At 63.0% G+C, this 18648-nt stretch carries 18 protein-coding genes; 12 read left to right on the top strand and 6 right to left on the bottom strand.

Annotated features, from left to right (window positions below; translation table 11 throughout):
• Nucleotides 1-38 precede the first annotated feature (38 nt).
• The 7 genes from MA04_RS09920 (at nucleotide 39) to MA04_RS09890 (ending at nucleotide 6775) form a co-directional block, all read left to right on the top strand.
• Complete coding sequence (locus tag MA04_RS09920) at nucleotides 39-506, top strand: NUDIX hydrolase (RefSeq protein ID WP_014994325.1); 468 nt, start codon at nucleotides 39-41, stop codon at nucleotides 504-506.
• 25 nt (nucleotides 507-531) lie between these two features.
• A complete protein-coding gene (gene mnmA / locus MA04_RS09915) occupies nucleotides 532-1650 on the top strand; it encodes a tRNA 2-thiouridine(34) synthase MnmA (RefSeq protein WP_262460298.1) in 1119 nt (372 codons plus the stop codon).
• A complete protein-coding gene (gene hflD / locus MA04_RS09910; protein ID WP_014994323.1) occupies nucleotides 1647-2291 on the top strand; it encodes a high frequency lysogenization protein HflD in 645 nt (214 codons plus the stop codon). The genes mnmA and hflD overlap by 4 nt, the downstream gene beginning before the upstream one ends.
• Nucleotides 2292-2434: 143 nt before the next feature.
• Nucleotides 2435-3802, top strand: coding sequence for an adenylosuccinate lyase (gene purB, locus MA04_RS09905; protein ID WP_262460295.1), 1368 nt, complete (start codon nucleotides 2435-2437; stop codon nucleotides 3800-3802).
• A 2-nt stretch (nucleotides 3803-3804) separates the two neighbouring features.
• On the top strand, nucleotides 3805-4932 hold the full coding sequence (locus MA04_RS09900) for a cupin domain-containing protein (RefSeq protein ID WP_262460293.1): 1128 nt from the start codon (nucleotides 3805-3807) through the stop codon (nucleotides 4930-4932).
• A gap of 11 nt (nucleotides 4933-4943) precedes the next feature.
• Complete coding sequence (locus MA04_RS09895; RefSeq protein WP_014994320.1) at nucleotides 4944-5369, top strand: GNAT family N-acetyltransferase; 426 nt, start codon at nucleotides 4944-4946, stop codon at nucleotides 5367-5369.
• Nucleotides 5370-5413: 44 nt separating this feature from the next.
• Nucleotides 5414-6775 (top strand): TrpB-like pyridoxal phosphate-dependent enzyme, encoded by a 1362-nt coding sequence (locus MA04_RS09890; protein ID WP_262460292.1) that lies wholly within the window; start codon nucleotides 5414-5416, stop codon nucleotides 6773-6775.
• Nucleotides 6776-6820: 45 nt separating this feature from the next.
• Here the strand turns inward: MA04_RS09890 and MA04_RS09885 are convergent, their stop codons facing one another.
• Nucleotides 6821-8215 carry an MFS transporter gene (locus MA04_RS09885; RefSeq protein WP_262460290.1) on the bottom strand — a complete coding sequence of 465 codons (1395 nt, stop codon included), beginning with the start codon at nucleotides 8213-8215 and terminating at the stop codon, nucleotides 6821-6823.
• A gap of 96 nt (nucleotides 8216-8311) precedes the next feature.
• Here MA04_RS09885 and MA04_RS09880 point away from each other — a divergent pair, with 96 nt between their 5' ends.
• Nucleotides 8312-10432 (top strand): hypothetical protein, encoded by a 2121-nt coding sequence (locus MA04_RS09880; protein ID WP_262460288.1) that lies wholly within the window; start codon nucleotides 8312-8314, stop codon nucleotides 10430-10432.
• 24 nt (nucleotides 10433-10456) lie between these two features.
• Here MA04_RS09880 and trmB read toward each other — a convergent pair whose 3' ends face one another.
• Nucleotides 10457-11143 carry a tRNA (guanine(46)-N(7))-methyltransferase TrmB gene (gene trmB / locus MA04_RS09875; protein WP_041716975.1) on the bottom strand — a complete coding sequence of 229 codons (687 nt, stop codon included), beginning with the start codon at nucleotides 11141-11143 and terminating at the stop codon, nucleotides 10457-10459.
• A gap of 160 nt (nucleotides 11144-11303) precedes the next feature.
• Here trmB and MA04_RS09870 point away from each other — a divergent pair, with 160 nt between their 5' ends.
• The 3 genes from MA04_RS09870 to MA04_RS09860 all read left to right on the top strand — a co-directional run bounded on the left by MA04_RS09870 (nucleotide 11304) and on the right by MA04_RS09860 (nucleotide 14103).
• Entirely contained in the window at nucleotides 11304-12227 is a 924-nt protein-coding gene (locus MA04_RS09870) for a toxin-antitoxin system YwqK family antitoxin (protein WP_262460287.1), read from the top strand.
• Between the two features lie 111 nt (nucleotides 12228-12338).
• Entirely contained in the window at nucleotides 12339-13067 is a 729-nt protein-coding gene (locus tag MA04_RS09865) for a hypothetical protein (protein ID WP_262460286.1), read from the top strand.
• 19 nt (nucleotides 13068-13086) lie between these two features.
• Entirely contained in the window at nucleotides 13087-14103 is a 1017-nt protein-coding gene (locus tag MA04_RS09860) for an aldo/keto reductase (protein ID WP_262460285.1), read from the top strand.
• Here the strand turns inward: MA04_RS09860 and MA04_RS09855 are convergent.
• The 4 genes from MA04_RS09855 to MA04_RS09840 form a co-directional block, all read right to left on the bottom strand.
• Nucleotides 14100-14585, bottom strand: a complete 486-nt coding sequence (locus MA04_RS09855) for a hypothetical protein (protein WP_262460283.1) — start codon at nucleotides 14583-14585, stop codon at nucleotides 14100-14102. The genes MA04_RS09860 and MA04_RS09855 overlap by 4 nt on opposite strands.
• Before the next feature lie 77 nt (nucleotides 14586-14662).
• Nucleotides 14663-14980 (bottom strand): hypothetical protein, encoded by a 318-nt coding sequence (locus tag MA04_RS09850; RefSeq protein WP_262460282.1) that lies wholly within the window; start codon nucleotides 14978-14980, stop codon nucleotides 14663-14665.
• Between the two features lie 173 nt (nucleotides 14981-15153).
• The gene (locus MA04_RS09845; RefSeq protein ID WP_262460281.1) at nucleotides 15154-16185 is read right to left on the bottom strand and encodes an aldo/keto reductase; all 1032 of its coding nucleotides are present in this window, start codon (nucleotides 16183-16185) and stop codon (nucleotides 15154-15156) included.
• An 83-nt stretch (nucleotides 16186-16268) separates the two neighbouring features.
• A complete protein-coding gene (locus tag MA04_RS09840; protein ID WP_163127310.1) occupies nucleotides 16269-17471 on the bottom strand; it encodes an MFS transporter in 1203 nt (400 codons plus the stop codon).
• 133 nt (nucleotides 17472-17604) lie between these two features.
• Here MA04_RS09840 and MA04_RS09835 point away from each other — a divergent pair, with 133 nt between their 5' ends.
• Entirely contained in the window at nucleotides 17605-18534 is a 930-nt protein-coding gene (locus MA04_RS09835; RefSeq protein WP_262460280.1) for a LysR family transcriptional regulator, read from the top strand.
• The last annotated feature ends 114 nt before the right edge of the window (nucleotides 18535-18648 follow it).

The following is an 18648-nucleotide window of genomic DNA, read 5'->3' as shown; positions in this document are numbered from 1 at the left end:
TACCATCTGGCGCCCGCCATGCCTGGAACGGCCAATCTATGAACAGCTTCGAACCGCACATTACGGTAGCCACCGTGGTGGAGCAAGACGGACGCCTGTTGTTCGTGCGTGAACACCAGGACGGAGAACTGGTGCTCAACCAGCCCGCCGGCCATGTGGAATTCGGCGAGGACCTGATGCAGGCCGCCTACCGCGAAACCCTGGAAGAGACGGCCTGGCAAGTGGAAGTGACCGACCTGCTCGGCTGGTACATTTTTCAGCCGTTCAAGGGTGCCGGAGTATACTACCGGGCCTGTTTCGTCGCCCGTCCGCTGAAACATGACCCGCGCCAGAAACTGGATCGCGGCATCGAGGAAGCGGTCTGGCTGACGCCTCAGGAATTATCCGCGCTGCAAGCCGAGCACCGCAGTCCGCTGGTAGCGCGTTGCGTCTCCGATTACCTGAGCGGCCGGCGTCTGCCGCTGGACAGCATTTATCAACACCCCTGGCCTTTGCAGCAGGGTTGAATCCATCACTACACGGTTGGTCGCCATGTCGGAACTGCCTTCTCCGTCCACTCTTGCCCCTCAATCCACCCGCGTCATCGTCGGTATGTCCGGCGGTGTCGATTCCTCGGTGGCCGCCGCTCGTCTGCTGGAGGCGGGCTATCAGGTGGAAGGCCTGTTCATGAAGAACTGGAACGAGGACGACGGTACCGAATACTGTACCGCCCGGGAGGATCTGCTCGACGCCATGCAAGTGGCCGGCGTATTGGGTATGGAGCTGCATACGGTGAATTTCGCCGGCGAGTACTGGGACCGGGTGTTCGAGCACTTCCTCGAGGAATACCGGGCCGGCCGCACTCCCAACCCGGACATCCTCTGCAACAAGGAAATCAAGTTCCGCGCCTTCCTGGATCACGCCGTGGCGCTGGGCGCCGACGCCATCGCCACCGGCCACTACGCCCGGGTCGAGCATGGGCCCGGCCCCGCCCGGCTGCTGCGCGCGGTGGATGCCAACAAGGACCAGACTTACTTTCTGCACGCGGTGGGCGGCGACAAATTCGCCCGCACCCTGTTCCCCCTGGGTGACCTGCACAAACCGGAAGTGCGCCGCCTGGCCGGGGAGAAAGGCTTCGACAACCACAAAAAGAAGGATTCCACCGGCATTTGCTTCATCGGCGAGCGCCGCTTCAAGGACTTCCTGGAAACCTATCTGCCGGCCCAGCCCGGTGTCATCGAGGATGACCATGGCAAGGTGATCGGCCGGCACGACGGACTGATGTACTACACCCTGGGTCAGCGCCAGGGTCTTGGCATCGGCGGTCGCGCGGACGGCAATGATGAACCCTGGTACGTGGCCGGCAAGGATCTGACCCGCAACGTGCTGATCGCGGTGCAAGGCCATGACCACCCGCTGCTGTTCAGCCGCGAGTTGACCAGCGCGCCGGTGGACTGGGTGGCGATGTCGCCGCCGGCCCTTCCGGCCCGGCTTACCGCCAAAACCCGCTATCGCCAGCCCGATCAGGCCTGTACCGTGGAGAGCGCCGGCGACGGCCGGGTACGGGTGGTGTTCGATCGGCCACAACGGGCGGTCACCCCGGGGCAGTCGGTGGTGTTTTACGATGGCGACGCCTGTCTCGGCGGGGCCGTGATCGAGGAGACACGATGACCGAGCAATCCCTGTCCCTACAGCAACAGCAGATGCTGGCTCTCGGCGCGGTGTTCGAGTGCGCGGTCATGGCCGACCAGATCGCCACCCGTGGCGACGCCGATCCGGCGGTCCTGGAGTCACTGTTCGAATCGGTCTTGGTGATGGACGCCACCGACTTCGACACCATCTACCCGCGCCCGGCCCGCTTCCAGGACGGCCTGCGCCTGCTGCGCAAGAGCCTCAACAGGGAACAGAATCGGGATGCCGCCCGCCCTCTCAGCTATGGGCTGGCACTGCTGCATCTCTCTTCAAAACTGCGCAAGAATGACGACGTGGTGAATATCCTGCGCAACCGGCTGTTGGCCCTGGAAGGTCAGCGCGCCCATTTCGAGGACCTCACCCAGCCCGGCTTTTGCCACCGGCTGGCGGGAATCTACGTGGATACGCTGGGCACGTTCCGGTTTCGTATCCGCGTGCAGGGCGACCCGGCCAAATTGCAGGACGAGGACAACGCGGCCCGCATCCGCGGCCTGTTCCTGGCCGGCGTGCGAGCCGCCTTTCTGTGGCATCAGATGGGTGGCCGGCGCTGGCGTTTACTGTTTCAACGCAAAGCGCATCTCGACATTCTAAACAGCATAAAAATCAATGAGTTAAAATAGTTTTATAAAGTGGAATGTAATGATAAATCGCGACTTACGAGCCGCGATTGTTCCACCCTTCGACCTTCGTCATAACCCACGCGGCGCCCCCCGATTTGCTGTATGATAGCGCCGCTTTCGGTTTTCCTGTCTAGGAGTGCTTCATGTCCAGCCTTACTCACCTTCGTGCCATTTCTCCGGTGGACGGCCGCTACGCCGGCAAAGCGGATGCCCTGCGCGACATCACCACTGAATACGGCCTGATCCGCTACCGGGTTCATGTGGAAGTCAGCTGGCTGGAACAGCTGGCCCACGAGAAGGCGATTCCGGAGGTCCCGCTGATGAGCGGCAAGGCCGCCTGGCACCTGCGTGGCATCACCCGTGAATTCGAGGAAAAGCACGCCGAGCGCATCAAGGACATCGAGGCCACCACCAACCATGACGTCAAGGCGGTGGAGTACTTCATCAAGGAGTGCATGGCCGAGCACGAAGAGCTGGACAAGATGACCGAGTTCGTGCACTTCGCCTGCACCAGCGAGGACATCAACAATCTCTCCTACGCGCTGATGCTCAAGGAAGCACGCGACGTCCTGCTGCCGAAACTGGATCAGGTCATCAACGCCATCCGCAAGCTGGCCCACGCCAACGCCGACCGGCCGATGCTGTCACGCACCCACGGCCAGTCCGCCTCTCCCACCACCGTGGGCAAGGAAATGGCCAACGTGGTGGCACGCCTGCAGCGCCAGCGCGAACAATTCGCGGCGGTACCGGTGCTCGGCAAGATCAATGGCGCGGTGGGCAACTACAACGCCCACCTGGCGGCCTATCCGGAAGTGGACTGGGAAACCTTCGCCCGCCGTTTCGTCGAGGGTCTGGGACTGACCTTCAACCCGTTCACCACGCAGATCGAACCGCATGACTGGATCGCCGAATACTTCCACGCCCTGATGCGCTTCAACACCATCCTGCTGGACTTCGACCGCGACGTCTGGGGTTACATCTCGCTCGGTTACTTCAAACAGAGAACCGTGGAAGGCGAAGTGGGCTCCTCCACCATGCCGCACAAGGTCAACCCGATCGACTTCGAGAACTCCGAAGGCAACCTGGGCCTGGCCAACGCGATGATGGATCACCTCGCCGCCAAGCTGCCGATCTCCCGCTGGCAGCGCGATCTCACCGACTCCACCGTGCTGCGCAATGTGGGCGTGGGCCTGGCCCACAGCCTGATCGCCTATGAAGCCAGCCTCAAAGGCATCGGCAAGCTGGAAGTGAACCCGGCTCGCCTGGAAGAGGATCTGGAGCACGCCTGGGAAGTGCTGGCCGAGCCGATCCAGACGGTAATGCGCCGCTACGGCATCGAGCAGCCCTACGAAAAACTCAAGGCCCTGACCCGTGGCAAGGCGATCACCGAGGAGGCTCTGATTGCCTTCATCGACACCCTGGCGATCCCGGAAGAAGCCAAGGCGCGGCTCAAGGAAATGACCCCGGCCTCCTACGTGGGCAGCGCCGGCCAGCAGGCCCGGACGGTCTGACCTTGGCCACCGAACTGCCCCGCTTCACGCTGCCACTGCCGGTGGAGACCTTTCTCCAACGGCACTGGCAGCGGCGCACGCTGTTCATGCCTGCCGCCGCCCGCGGCCTTGACTACCCCGACGCCGACACCCTGGCCGGGCTGGCACTGGAGGCGGAGGTGGAATCCCGGCTGATCCGTGGCGCCGGTGATGGCCCCTGGTCGTTGCAGCAGGGACCGCTGGAAGAGGATGCGTTCGAGGGCCTGGGCGAGCAGGACTGGACCCTGCTGGTACAGTCCGTGGACCACTTTCTGACACCGGTGAGCCTGCTGCTGGACGATTTCGGCTTCGTGCCGGGCTGGCGCCTGGAAGACATCATGATCAGCTACGCCGCCGAGGGTGGCAGCGTCGGCCCGCATTTCGATCAGTACGACGTGTTTCTGATCCAGGCCAGTGGCCATCGCCATTGGAAAATCGGCCCGCACTGTGACGACGCCACGCCGCAGCGCACCGATACGCCGCTGAAGATGCTGGCGCACATGCCCTGCGAACAGGAGTTTCACGCCGGCCCCGGCGATGTGCTGTATCTGCCTCCGGGCGTCGCCCACCATGGCGTCGCCAGCGACAGCGATTGCGTCACCTGGTCGGTGGGATTCCGCGCCCCGGATTACCGTGACCTGCTGGCGGAAATGGTGGCCGAATGTCTGGCCAATCAGCCTGAGCAGCTCTACGGCGACGCCGGACGTGCGCCCTGCCCGGCCCCGGGACGGCTCGAACAGAACGATCTGGACAACCTGCTGTCTGCTTCCCTGGGGCTGTTGGACCGCGCCCAGGCCGCCCGGGCGGTGGCCCGCTGGCTGAGCACACCGCGTCAGAACGGTCTTGATTTTATTGTGGACGAAGAGCAGATTCGCGCCGGCGCACCGGACGCCGTACTGGTACGGCACGGCGGTGTGCGCCTGCTTCGTCAGGGCGACCATGCCTGGCTCAACGGCGAATGCTGGACACTGGACGCGGAGCAAACCGCCCTGGTGGACCTGCTGGCCGGACAGCGCCGCTACCGCAACGACCAGTTGGAGCCGCTGCTGACCCGGTCCGCCCGCGAGCTGCTCAATCATTGGATCGATCAGGGCTTCTTTGCCCCGCTTTAACCGAGAACACCATGGCCTTTAGCATCATCGAAACCACTTGGGACGAACACGAGCCGGCACTGCGCCTGCTGCGCGAAACCATCTTCATCGGCGAGCAGAGTGTGCCGGAAGAACTGGAGTGGGACGGCGAGGATCCCGGTGCCTGTCATTTTCTCGCGCTTGACCAGCAGAACCAGCCGGTGGGCTGTATCCGCCTGCAGAGCAGCGGCCAGATCAGCCGCCTGTGCGTGCTCTCGAACAACCGCAACAGCGGTGTCGGCAGGGCCCTGCTGGTGGCCGCCGAGGAAGCGGCTCGGGCCCGTGACATGCAGGAGATCTTCCTCAACGCCCAGACCCACGCCACCAGCTTCTATGAAGCAGCGGGCTTCGCCAGTTCCGGCGGCATTTTCATGGATGCCCATATCCCGCACCGGCAAATGATCAAGTTGCTGAAATAACCCGTCACGCCACGACGGAACAATAATCAGAAGAAGAGAGCCCCATGTCCGACACCACCCAATATTTCCTGGAGCAATCCCGTCTGCCACGCCAGTGGTACAACATCATGGCGGACTTCCCGGAACCGATGGCCCCGGTGCTGCATCCCGGCACCCATCAGCCGGTGGCCCCCTCGGATCTGGCGCCCTTGTTCCCGGATACCCTGATCGCCCAGGAAATGACCGCCGAACGCTATGTGGAGATTCCGGCAGCGGTGCTGGACATCTACAAGATGTGGCGGCCAAGTCCGCTGATCCGTGCCCGGCGGCTGGAAAAAGCCCTGGATACGCCGGCGCGCATCTACTTCAAATACGAGGGCGTGAGCCCCGCCGGCTCGCACAAGCCGAACACCGCCGTGGCCCAGGCCTATTACAATGCGGAAGCCGGCACCCGCCGTCTGACCACCGAAACCGGCGCCGGCCAGTGGGGCTCTTCCCTGGCGTTCGCCGGCAGCCTGTTCGGTCTCGAGGTGCAGGTATTCCAGGTCAAGGTGTCCTATCAACAAAAGCCCTATCGGCAGGCACTGATGCGCACCTACGGGGCCGAGTGCATCCCCTCCCCGTCCAATCTCACCAACGCCGGCCGCGCCATACTGGCGGAGAACCCCGATCACCCGGGCAGCCTCGGCATCGCCATCAGCGAGGCGGTGGAACTGGCGGCCCAGGCCGATGATACCAAGTACGCCCTTGGTTCCGTGCTCAACCATGTGATGCTGCATCAAAGCATCATCGGCCAGGAAGCCCTGCTGCAGATGGAAATGGCCGGCGACGATCCGGATATACTGATCGGCTGCACCGGCGGCGGCTCCAACTTCGCCGGCCTGGTGTTTCCGTTCCTCGGCGAGCAACTGCGTGGTGGCCGCGGTCGCCGCATCCTGGCGGTGGAGCCGGCGGCCTGCCCGACCCTGACTCAGGGCCGGTTCGCCTACGACTTCGGCGACACCGCCCACCTGACACCGCTGACCAAGATGCACACCCTGGGCTCCAGCTTCACCCCGCCGGGCTTCCACGCCGGCGGCCTGCGTTACCATGGCATGGGCCCGCAGGTTTCCCACGCGTTGCAACTGGGGCTGATCGAAGCCCGCGCGTACGCCCAGACCGGCTGCTTCGAGGCGGCGGTGCAATTCGCCCGCCACGAAGGCATCGTGCCGGCACCAGAGTGCTCCCACGCGGTCAAGGCCGCCATCGACGAAGCTCTGCGCTGCAAGGAAGAAGGCCAGGGACAAACCATCCTGTTCAACCTGTCCGGCCACGGTCATTTCGACATGCAGGCCTACATCGATTTCTTCGATGGCAAACTGGAAGACCGTGAGTACGACGCCGCCGCCGCGGAAGTGGCGCTGGCGCAGTTGCCTCAGCTCGGTTGAGGCCCGTGACGGCAACACGCGGAATCGCGGCTTGTGCGCCGCGATTCAATCCGCCGACCGGGTAAACCGCCACGCGCACCACACCGCCAACAGCGCCATCGGCAGCACCGCCATGAACACCACCGGAGCTGCCCGCTCGGCGCTTTCCGGCGACAGACCTTCCGCCACTCCGGTCAGATTGGCCGCCAACCCCGCCAGCGCCGCGCCCACGGCACCACCCACCTGACGAACCCCGATCAATGCCGAGGAGCCAATGGCCCGGTCTTCTTCCGCCAGCGCCCGCAGCAAGCGCCGGTTCATCAGACTGGAGCCCCAACCCAGGCCCAGACCACAGATTGCCGCGCCCATCAATACCCAGAGCACCGGCGACGTCATAACGGCAGCCAGCAACAGCACCCCGAGTAAAACCGTCAACGCGCCGATGCGAATCCAGCGGCGCTCGCCCTTCCGATCCGCCCCGGAAACCGCCAGCGCCGCCAGTGTCCAGGCCATCGCCTGCACCGCCACCACATAACCGGCCCGCAACGGCGACAACCCCTGTAGTGCTTGCAGAATCGGCGGGCCATAGATCAGCAACGCCATGGACGCCGCCGTCACCGCCGCCATCGCCGCGTAACCAGCCCCCACAGTGTGCCGCAGTTGCCAGGCCCCGGCGGGCAACAGGCGGTTCTCTCCGCGTTGATCCCGCCAGCGCAACCACGCCAGCATGCCGATCGACAACATCAGCAGTCCCAATACCCAGAGCCAGTGTTCCGCCAGACTGGCCAGCACCAACGCCGCCACCCCCACCGCCAACAATCCCAGCTGCGGCCAGGGCACCCGGGCACCGCGTTCCGCCGGGGCCGCGCCACGAAACAGCCGCAAAGCGGCGAGTATGAACAGCAACGCCTGGGCCGAGAACAGCCAGAACACGCCACGCCAGCCACCGCTCTCGGCAAACACACCCCCCAGCAAGGGGCCGAGCACCGTGGCCAGCGCCCAGATCGCGGTGGCCGAGGCAAACACCCGCGCCAAATGCCGTTCCGGGAAGAACCGCGACACCGCCACCATGGCGAAACCGGAAATCCAGCCCCCGCCAACGCCCTGCACCCAGCGGCCGGCCAGAAAGGTCAAAATATCCGGCGCCCGCGCGGACACCGCGCACCCGGTCGCCAACACCAGTCCGGCGCCCGCGCTGGCACGCGCCAAACCGTATCGCTCCGCCAATCGCCCCGCGCTGGCCACCGCCAGGATCGTTCCGATCATGAACAGCGCCACCGCCCAACTGAAATACGCGTAGCCGCCCAATTGCCGCGCCACTGTCGGCATGATGGTGGCGGTGACCAGACTTTCCGCCGCTCCCACCCAGATACCGAGCCAGATCAGCAACAGGCGCGGCCCACGCCGGCCTGAACAGAGATCACGCCAAGTGTCGGACTGGGGCGCTGTGGGAACGGGCATGCGGGGCCTCCCTGCCGGCAAGTTCACGAATTCAGCGACGGCGACACCGCAAGGCCGATGATTTCGGTACACTCGTGCCGCTGCCGGAGTTGGATTATGCGCTATTTCTGCCTGTTTCTCTGTTCACTGGTTCTGTCCGCCTGCGACGTCGGTTCACGCCCCGATGTGCCGGCCAGCAATTACCAAGACGAGTTTCTGCTGCTCAGCCATCAGAGCGTGTCCCGGCCCGGCTACGAAAACGAGCTCCGCATTAATACCCTGCTTCGCACCCGCATTGATACCGACCACAACCGGGATGACGACGCCTTGTGGCTGCGGACCACCCTGCCCTGGATGAGCATCGACACCTCCATGGGCCGGCTGGACACCCGCGACCTGAGCGACACCAACCAGCGCCAGCAAGAAATGCTGCGAATGATGAGCGCCGGCACGCTCAGCCGTATCAAAAACGGCGAGATAGTGGAGATCCGTCCGGGCGAGCCGGAACTTCATGACAGGCTGATGGCGAAACTGGATCCGAAGCTGAAGACGCTCACCGGGAACAACACCCCGGTGGCGGTGCCCGGTCTGCCCGCCGATCCACAGCCCGGCGACCACTGGAGCGAGGACACCGCTTTCATTGGCTTGCCCGAGGCGGAAGCACGCTTCCAGGTACTGGACCGGGATGGCGACCGGGTTCTGCTGAAAGCCGACTTCGAGGGCGACTCGGTGACCGGTGCCGGCCGGCTGGTGGCCCGGCTGCCTTCCGGCATGCCGGTGATCGCCCTGCTCGCCATCACCGTTGAGGTACCGGGCAGCGACGCCGTGATCCACCAGCGTCTGGCGCTGGTCAGTCAGCGTCACTATCAGCGGAAGCTGGATCTTCAGGGCATCAATCCGCTGCGGGTCCGATTCAACCGGGACATGATCAAGCGGCAACTCGACACCCCGTCCTACACCGGGTATGCCAACCCACTGCATGACCGGGCCGCGCTCGACCGGTTCGCCGATGCGCTGACGGAAAGTCTCTTCTATACCGTGCAGGAAAACCGTCTGCCACTGGAAGGCGACACCGCCCTGGGGCTGCAAACCGAACAAATCGACCCGCTGTTCCGTTCGGCCCGTTCCGGCCAGATCGACGGGCTGATGGTCAACCGGCTGGCGGAACGCAACTATCTGCTGGGCTTGCCACTGGCTTCCCCTCGCAATGAGGAGCTGCTGACAGTGCCCGCCGGAGCAAACCTGCACCAGCTCGGACAAATCGATGTGACAGCGGATCTTCACATCCACGTGCCCGGCGAACCGGTGGTGCTGGCAAAAGACGATGCCTTCCCACCCGGTATCCAGGTAGCGCGCTGGCAGCCTCGGCGAGTGGATCTGCACTTCGACGGCACCACCAGCGTCCGGGTGGAGCCGCTGGGCGCGGACGGTGAACCGCTGGCGTTCAGTGCACTGACTTACCCGACCGGTATCGACCAGGAACACCCGGACCAGGACCGCTGGCTCACCGATCAGTTAACCTTGCATGGGCTGATGGAAACGGCCACCTACCAGACCAGGGAGGCCGATATCGCCGCGCTGCGACTGATCCCGTTGAGCATCGAGTCGCGGCCGGTGACCTTCCACATCCGCCCCCTGCCGGACTCCGGCGATCTGCATCCACCCGGTGTGCGCCATAACCCGCGCCGCCTGCCGAAGCCGCCCGAACAACCGGAAACCCTTCTGCGGCAGCTCGAAGTCACCGGGCAGAACGACAATAAAGTGATCATCGGCGGCCCGCCGGCGTTGAGACTCTGCCATCTCTCGGTAAAAAGTGGCGCCGAGGACCTGGAGAGCCCGCCCCGGTTCCAGTGGGACTGGGGCGCCCGTCCCGACCATGAGCGCTATTTCACCGGCGCTTTTGTGTTGAGCAACGATGACGGCTTCAATCATCGTTTTCATGACCGCACCCTGACCATTGAAGTCCGCTGCCCGAGCCGGGTGGAAACCGTTTCGGTGACACCTGAGAAACCAGGTTGTGCCCGTTTCCAGGGCGATAACGGGGTAGTCATCCCGGACCACTGCGGACAGTTGCCGGATGCTGGTCTGGAAGCACGGGATCAGACCGGTCTGCCGCTGGCGCCGGTCGGCCAGGACGGCAAAGTGCGGCACTTCTGGGGATCGGGTATTCAGGAGGTGGCGTTCATGCGCGGCCATGATCCGGTCACCCGAACCCTGACCGTGACCCTGCCGGAGTAATCACGCCGGCGCCGAAGGAACCGCTCAGGCGGAACCGGCGCCATCCCCCAGGGACGCCGTCAAGCGCCACAAATGGTGGCCGCTGAGACGGTATTTCTCCTCGAAGTCGGTCAACGCCACCTCATCTTCCGGCAACGGTTGCAAGGACGCCTCGACCCCGGCCAGCGCCAGCGCCGCCGCCAACTCCTCCAGATACAGCCGCCAGTTACTGCGTGCCTCCAACTCGCCGCCCAGGGCGAGCAGATGCGGAAATACCGGGTGTCCGTGCCAGCGCCGCTTCAGGTGGGCGCTCTTGGGCCACGGATTGGGGTACAGCAGATAATGGCGTTGCGCACGCCAGCCGGCATCCTGCGCCAGCCGCCAGAATCCGGCGCAATCGCAACGCACCAGCCGCAGGTTTTCCGGCAGCGCCTCGCCGAAACGCCGCTCGCCCCGCTGCAGCCGGTGTTCGGACTGGTCCAGGCCGAGCACCCTCGCCTGCGGGAAACGGCGGGCCAGCATCACCGAGGAACGGCCGGTACCACAACCAGAATCCAGGATCAGCGGCCTCGCATCATCGCCGAGCCATTGCCGCGCCCGATCAAACGCCTGACGGTCATGCTCCGCCAGCGGCGCCCGCCAGGGCTGCGACAAATGGCGGCGCACGGTAGCCTCCAGGCGCTCGTGCGGTCCGGTCTGGTTCGACACCACGGGGGAACTGTTGGCAAACATGAAATTGTTGTGATCCGCATGAAGTTGGGATGGCGGCCGTTTGCTATTCTTTCAGCAAGCCGCACGGAGGCACCATTATGCGTTTTAAAAGACCGTTTTTCCTCCCGTCGACGGATTTATCGGGGCACCGATAATAATGGTCCGCCGATGCCTCGTATCATTGCTTCTGCTGTGCGCCGGCCTCAGCACCGCCGAGACAGCCAAACCGCCGGCGAACGCTGCCCTTCAGGGCGAGTTCGGAGTACTCAATCAACAAGGCGCGCTGATCGAACATCGGCGTATCAAGGACGGCAAGCGGCACGGCGAGCAACGCTATTACTATGAAAGGAGCGGCGAAAGGAGCGGCGAAAACGGGCAGGAAGAAGGGCGTGTGGAAAAGGGCCCTCTGAGACGCATCGCCCAGTACCGGAATGGTGTTCAATCCGGCCTGGAACAGTGGTTCGACCGCGCCGGACACCTCACCGAGGAGATTCCCTACCGGAATAATCAGGTACACGGTCAAGTGCGCCGTTACTACCCTGACGGTAATCTGCGCGAACAAGTCTGCTTTGTCCGGGGCAAGAAAAACGGCGTGTTCAGCTATTTTGACGAGAGCGGCCGCGTCACCGCCCGGGGCACGGCGCAAAGTGCCGGCATCGTCGAAACACGCTTCTGGGGCAAGGACGGTGAATTGACCCAGCACCAAGTTGAGTATCGACGAGACTCGGAGGGGCGCTTCCTGGACAACGCGCCGCTATGGCTGATCATTACTGCCCGCTACCACCAGCACCAGCCGATCCAGGCTGACATTCACTACGCCGAGACCGGTGAACGCTGGCTTGAGCGTTTCGAAAAGGGCGCCCTGGTGGAACTTCATCATATCGTCAACGGCCTGCCCGAGGGTCTGAAGATCAGCCGGAAAGGAACACGTGTCTACCGGGAGACCTATGTCAAAGGTCGCTTGCATGGCCCCTGGCGTGTGCAAACGGCCACCGGTATGCCCTTGCTGTGGGGGCAATATCGTGACGGCAAACGGGTCGGCGAATGGCATCAGCGCGGCCGCGACGGCACCATCGAAACCACTAATGCCGGCGATGGCGGATAACAACGCCTGAACCGCGTACTCTTTCCACCATCCAAAGGATGAGTATCGCCACAAATCAATCCGCCCTCAGCAGGGCTATGATAACAAGCGCATCATGACCAAGAGGCCGCCATGACCCCATTCATCCGCACCCTGGCCCTGCTGCTGGGCCTGATCCTGACCGGCCCTGCCCTGGCACAGATGTCCATCCATGTGATCCAGCGAGCCGACGCTGAAGCTCTGGTGCAGATCATCGAACCGCTGCTGCCGGAAGGCGGCTCCGTCAACGCCTACCAGGGCCGGCTGGTGATCCGCACCAGTCAGGAGAATTTTGATCAAATCCTCAATGCCCTGGGCGACATGCCCTCGGCGCCGCGCACGATATCGGTGGTGTTGCGGCGGCGCCAGAACAGCGAAGGCGACGACCGCGTATTGAAAGTCGAAGGCGGCCGGGTCATCGTGAGCGACGGTCGCCACCGGCAGCAGCGCGAGGACCAGTATCGTATCAACACCCTGTCAGGGCATCCGGCCAGTGTTGGTCAGGGTACCCTGATCGCCCTTGCCGGCAGCCAGTTGCCCGCTTTATTGAGCCTGAAACAAGGGATCGATATTCTGCCTCTGCTCACCGCTGACAATCAGGTGCGCCTGCGCATCAGCCAGCGCTTCGAGCAATTGAGCCATGGCACCGTCGCGGACACCCAAAGCACCGCCACCACCCTGCAAGTGCCCCTGGGCCAGTGGACGCCCCTGGGGAACATAGAAGTGCGTGAACAAACCCAGAGCCAGGGCTTGGGCGGCGTGGAGCAACACGGCAGCACCGTCACCCTGCCGCTGGAAATCAAAGTCGATCTGATCCACTGAGCGACCCACGGGAGCGGCAATGGAAACCACCACACTGGCCAACAGCGACCTGACCTGCAGCCGTATCGCCCTGGGCACCCGGACCATGGGCGCCGGAGCGCGGGACAGCGCCGCAGCGGGCGCGGGATGGGATCGCCACAACGCTCTGCAGGCCATCCTGGAGGCGGTGGAAAACGGTATTACCACCATCGACACGGCTCCCCTGTACGGCTTCGGAGAATCCGAAGCGCTGGTGGGCGAAGCGCTGCGCCGCGGCCGTCTGCGACAGCATGTGACGCTGTCCACCCAGGCCGGCCTGGATTGGCGTGACGGCATCCCGTTCCGTGACGCCCGGCCGCAACGGCTGTTCGAGGAGGTGCACGCCAGCCTGCGGCGCCTGCGCACCGATGTCATCGATCTGTATCAGGTGCACTGGCCGGATCTGGCCTGCCCGCTGGAAGACACCGCCGGGGCCATGGCCACACTGCAGCGCCAAGGCAAGATCCGCGCCGTCGGCGTCAGCAACCTCACCGGCCAGCAGCTGCGCGCCTTCCACGCCATCTGTCCACTCACCGCGGTCCAGGCCCCCTACAACCTGTTCGAACGGCGTACTGAAGAGGACCTGCTGCCTGCCGCCCGGGAGCTGGGCATCAGCGTATTGGGTTACAGCGCTCTGTGCCGTGGCCTGCTGTCCGGCAAGATGCGCCCGCACACCCGTTTCAACAGCGACGACCTGCGTAACCACGACCCCAAATTCCAACCTCCCCGCTACGCCCAGTACCTCGAGGCGGTGGACGCCCTCAACACGCTGGCCCGCGACAACGGTTTGGGCGGCGTGCTGCCGCTGACGGTGCGCTGGCTGCTGGACCAGCCCGGCGTCGATCTGGCCCTCTGGGGCGTGCGCCGCCCGGAACAGATTCTGCCCATGCTGGAGTTGGACGGCTGGCATCTGGATGATGCTTTGAACACGGAGATCGAACGTATCCTGGCCGAGACGATCACCAACCCGGTGGGGCCGGAGTTTATGGCTCCGGCGGGTCGGCAGAACCCGATCTAATCCTCATCAACCAAACTTCCTTCAAAGCCATAGCAGCCCAAAATCACCTTCAAATCGCCAATTGGAATTTTAACGTTCTCTTTTTTATACCTGTCGATAGCATAATCCACAAACTTTCTATTTCTTGTGGATACAAACTCCATTATGATGAGTCTCCCCGCCACATCCCGATCCTGTATATCAACCCCTAAATCAAATAAGAAATCCAGCTTTTCTCTCCCTCCTTCAACAGATAGAAAATAAGGATCAATAAAATACGATGCTACAGAATGAACTAAGTAAGGGTTCTGCACTTGCAATTCTTTCCATTCATCATCGTATGGATCTTTAATCCCTGTCATTTCCATCAAGCCGACAACTCTTTTCATGACCTTATAGTCATCAGCAATTGGCCAATACCTGGATTCCACGGAAAGACAAAGATCCTGCCCAAAAGCGCTTTCACACAGAAACAAAACGATCACCAATACGCCGATCTTCATGAATATATTTTCCTCTACCTCCCCCAATACGAAAGGCATATCCGATTACTTCCAACTCAAGCCCTAAAAAATAAACATCAAACAAAAATCATAAAAATAAAAAAGAAAACAAGTACCACTCCGCCAATGGAAATTTTAAACAAATTGAAAACCTGAACAATCAACTCACGATCCTTATCAGATAGATTTGATCGATCCAGCCTCCCCATCCCAATAGAAAGCCAAGAAACATGCTTATTAACATCTCTCAAAGACAGATCACTATTAGCCTTCCTCAGCTCTATTAACGCATACAAATATATTGTCGCAAGAGAGACCGAAACTCCGACAACAAGAAAGATTGCGGTTACCGTTTCCACGTTTCCCCCGAATGCCAGCCCAAACCAGCGGTACATGCCAAATCTTTCGCCCAAGTTCGAGTCTACTTTACTATGCGGCCCCTTTCTCCATGGACAATACAGGAAAGGCTTGTTGCGGATTAATAACAAGCGCCGCAATGCAGGCGTAACAATTGCAGCTATCCATATTACTCAACCCTCAAAACATAGCCATTGACCAACCACAGCTCTCACACCAAAGGCGACGTCCGCTCGGCGAACTGGCCGTTCCAATACGGATAGTAGGGATACGGTGGTGTCACGGCGCTGGCCTTGTCGAGCCGGGCGGCCTGTTCCTCCGTCATGGACCAGCCCACCGCACCCAGGTTGTCGCGCAATTGCTGTTCGTTGCGGGCGCCAATCAGTACCGAGGACACCGTGGGCCGGCGCAGCAGCCAGTTGATCGCCACCTGCGGCACGGTTTTGCCGGTTTCCTCCGCCACCGTCAGCAACGCATCCACCACGTTGTACAGCCGCTCTTCCTCCACTGGCGGGGCAAAGCCGGCGGTTTCATGCAGACGGCTGCCGTCGGGCAAGGGCTGCCCACGGCGGATTTTGCCGGTAAGGCGCCCCCATCCCAGCGGGCTCCACACCAGCGCACCCAGTCCCTGGTCCTGGCCCAGCGGCATCAGTTCCCACTCGTAGTCGCGTCCAATCAACGAATAATAAGTCTGGTTGGCGACGAAGCGGCTGTAGCCGTAGCGATCCGCCGCCGCCAGGGACTTCATCAGTTGCCAGCCGGAGTAATTGGAGGCGCCGATGTAACGGACCTTGCCGGAGCGCACCAGATCGTCCAGGGTCGCCATCACCTGCTCCACCGGCGTCATGGCGTCGAAGTGGTGCAGTTGCAGCAGGTCGATGTAATCGGTGCCGAGCCGCTTCAGCGACTGTTCCACCGCCCGCACCAGATGATGACGGGAGGCGCCGACGTCATTGGCGCCCTCTCCGGTTCGCAGGCTCACTTTGGTGGATAGAATCACCTGGTCGCGACGACCGGCGATGGCGGCCCCGAGCACGTCCTCGGAGGCGCCGTCCGAGTACACGTCGGCGGTGTCGAACAGGGTCACGCCGGCCTCCAGACACAGGTCGACCAGCCGCCGCGCCTGCTCCACTCCGGTGTTTCCCCAGGCACTGAATAGCGGCCCCTTGCCGCCAAAGGTGCCGGCGCCGAAGCCCAGTACCGGTACTTTGAAGCCGGAGCGTCCCAGATAACGGTGTTCCATGATCGTTTCTCCTTGGTCTGATGTCATTCGCCTGCAGGCAGGCTCCCACAGGGGCTTCGTAGTGACGTTCAAGGGAACCGGCCTCAGACACAGTCCCCGGTTTCAAGCAGCGGCGCGCGCTGCCGTTCCCGCCGCAGCGCCCACAGCGCCAGGGCGAGGCCGGACAGCGTGACCGCCGAGGCCACCCAGGGGATGCCGGTCAAACCGGTGCCGGAGTGAATCACCGCGCCGCCGAGCCAGGCGCCCAGGGCGTTACCCAGATTGAAGGCGCCGATATTGAAGCTGGAGGCCAGACTGGCGGCGCCTTCGGCGCGGCTGAGCACCCACAGTTGCAGCGGCGCCACGGTGGCGAAACTGGCGGCGCCGAGCAGGCCGACGAACACCACCGCGGTCACTGGATGCCGCAGCGCCGGGCCGGTCATCGCCAGCACCAGCGCCAAGATCGTCAACGTCACGCCGATGGCGCGCGGCAGGTTACGGTCGGCCAGCCGGCCACCGGCCAGATTGCCGGCGATCATGCCCACGCCGAAGACCAGCAGAATCGAGGACACCTGCGCTTCGGAAAAGCCGGCCAGGCGGACCAGCATGGGCTGGATGTAGGTAAAGACGGTAAACACGCCGGCGTAACCCAGAACGGTGGTGAGCAGCCCGAGCAATACGTTGGCGCGCCCGATCACGCGGAATCCGTCGCGGAATGATTCCCCGCCCTGCCCGCCCTGATCGGCGGGCACCAGGGCCAGGATCACCAAGGTGGCCAGCACACCAACACCGGTGATGGCCCAGAACGAAGTGCGCCAGCCGTACTCCACGCCCAGCCAGGCGCCCGCCGGCACCCCCAGCAGGGTGGCCACGGTGAGGCCGGTGAACATGATGGCGATGGCGCTGGCACGCCGGTGCGGCGCCACCAGGGAGGTGGCCACCACCGAGCCGACGCCAAAGAAAGTGCCATGCGCCAGGGAGGTCATCACCCGCGCCACCATCAGCACGGTGTAGTTCGGCGCCAGGGCACAGGCCAGGTTGCCGACGGTGAAGATCAGCATCAGCCCCACCAGTACCCGCTTGCGGGACAGGCCGCCGGTGGTGGCGGTCAACAAAGGCGCGCCGACGAACACGCCCAGGGCGTAGCCGGAAATCAGCAGGCCGGCGGCGACGATGCTGACGCCCAGATCGTCCGCCACCTGCTGCAGCACGCCCATAATCACGAATTCAGTGGTGCCGATGCCAAAGGCACCGATGGTCAGCGCGTACAGCGCCCAGGGTATACCGCCCTGTCGCGGGTCTTTCATGACCGTTCTCCGTTGGAATGGGATAGAGAGACGGCATGCTAGGGCTTTACCTCTTTCACAAAAACAATATAGCCTTTTATTCACTTTCAACATTTCATTGAAAATAACTCTCCATTCCTGCCTTGGACGAACCATGGAAAGACTCAGTGACATCGCGCTGTTCCTACGCGTGCTGGATCAGGGCTCGATCAGCGCCGCGGCACGTACCCTCGACCTTTCCGTGGCGGTGGCCAGCCAGCGTCTGAAGCGGTTGGAACGGGATCTGCAGGTACGTCTGCTGCACCGCACCACCCGCCGTCTCCACCCTACCCCCGAGGGCCGGCTTCTGGCGGAGCGGGGGCGGTTGCTGGTGGAAGACCTGGAAGCCCTGGCCAACGGGCTCAGGCAAAGCGCCAACGAGATCAGCGGCACCCTGCGTCTGGCGCTGCCGCCGGCATTCGGGCGTCAGTATATTTCGCGGCTGCTGCCCGGTTTTTTGCAACGCTACCCGCAAGTGCGTCTGGACGTGCATCTGAGCGATGACCAGGTGGACCTGGTGGGGGAAGGGTTTGATCTCGCCATCCGTATCGGTGTGCTCAAGGACTCCTCCCTGGTGGCGCGGCGGCTGGCCGACGACAAGCGGGTGCTGTGCGCCTCCCCGGATTACCTGGCCCGCCACGGCGTGCCTGCTCATCCCCGGGAACTGGTCGACCACCCTTGTCTGCTGCTGACCAGCCATCCGGACCGGCAGGACGTCTGGGATCTGCGCGCCTCGGACGGGCGGCCATTCCCGGTCAAAGTCAGCGGCCCGGTCCGCGCCAATCAGGGGGAGTTACTGACCGAAGCCGTGCTCGCCGGCCTGGGCATTGCCCAGCATTCGCTCTGGCACATCCACGAACACCTGTGCCAGGGCCGTCTCAAGGTGGTGTTGGCGGATTATCAATTGGCCGACACCGCCATCCACGCGGTGATGCCGCAACGCAAGCAAGTGCCGCCAAGGGTGCGGGCCTTCGTGGAGTTCGTATCGGAAAGTCTGGGAGAAGCGCCGTTGTGGGAACGGCTGCCGGAGGGAAGCCGGGCGTGAACGGGCACCCCGGCTCGAATCCGTCTCTGTGGGACGAGTTGCTGTAGGAGACTGCCTGCAGGCGAATCTTTCGTTCAAGAGCCCATTCGCCTGCAAGGCAAGCTCCTACAGCGG

The organism is Alloalcanivorax balearicus MACL04 (genome assembly GCF_025532145.1).
Taxonomy (GTDB): Bacteria; Pseudomonadota; Gammaproteobacteria; order Pseudomonadales; family Alcanivoracaceae; genus Alloalcanivorax; species Alloalcanivorax balearicus.
This window is presented reverse-complemented; position numbering and strand designations above follow the sequence as displayed.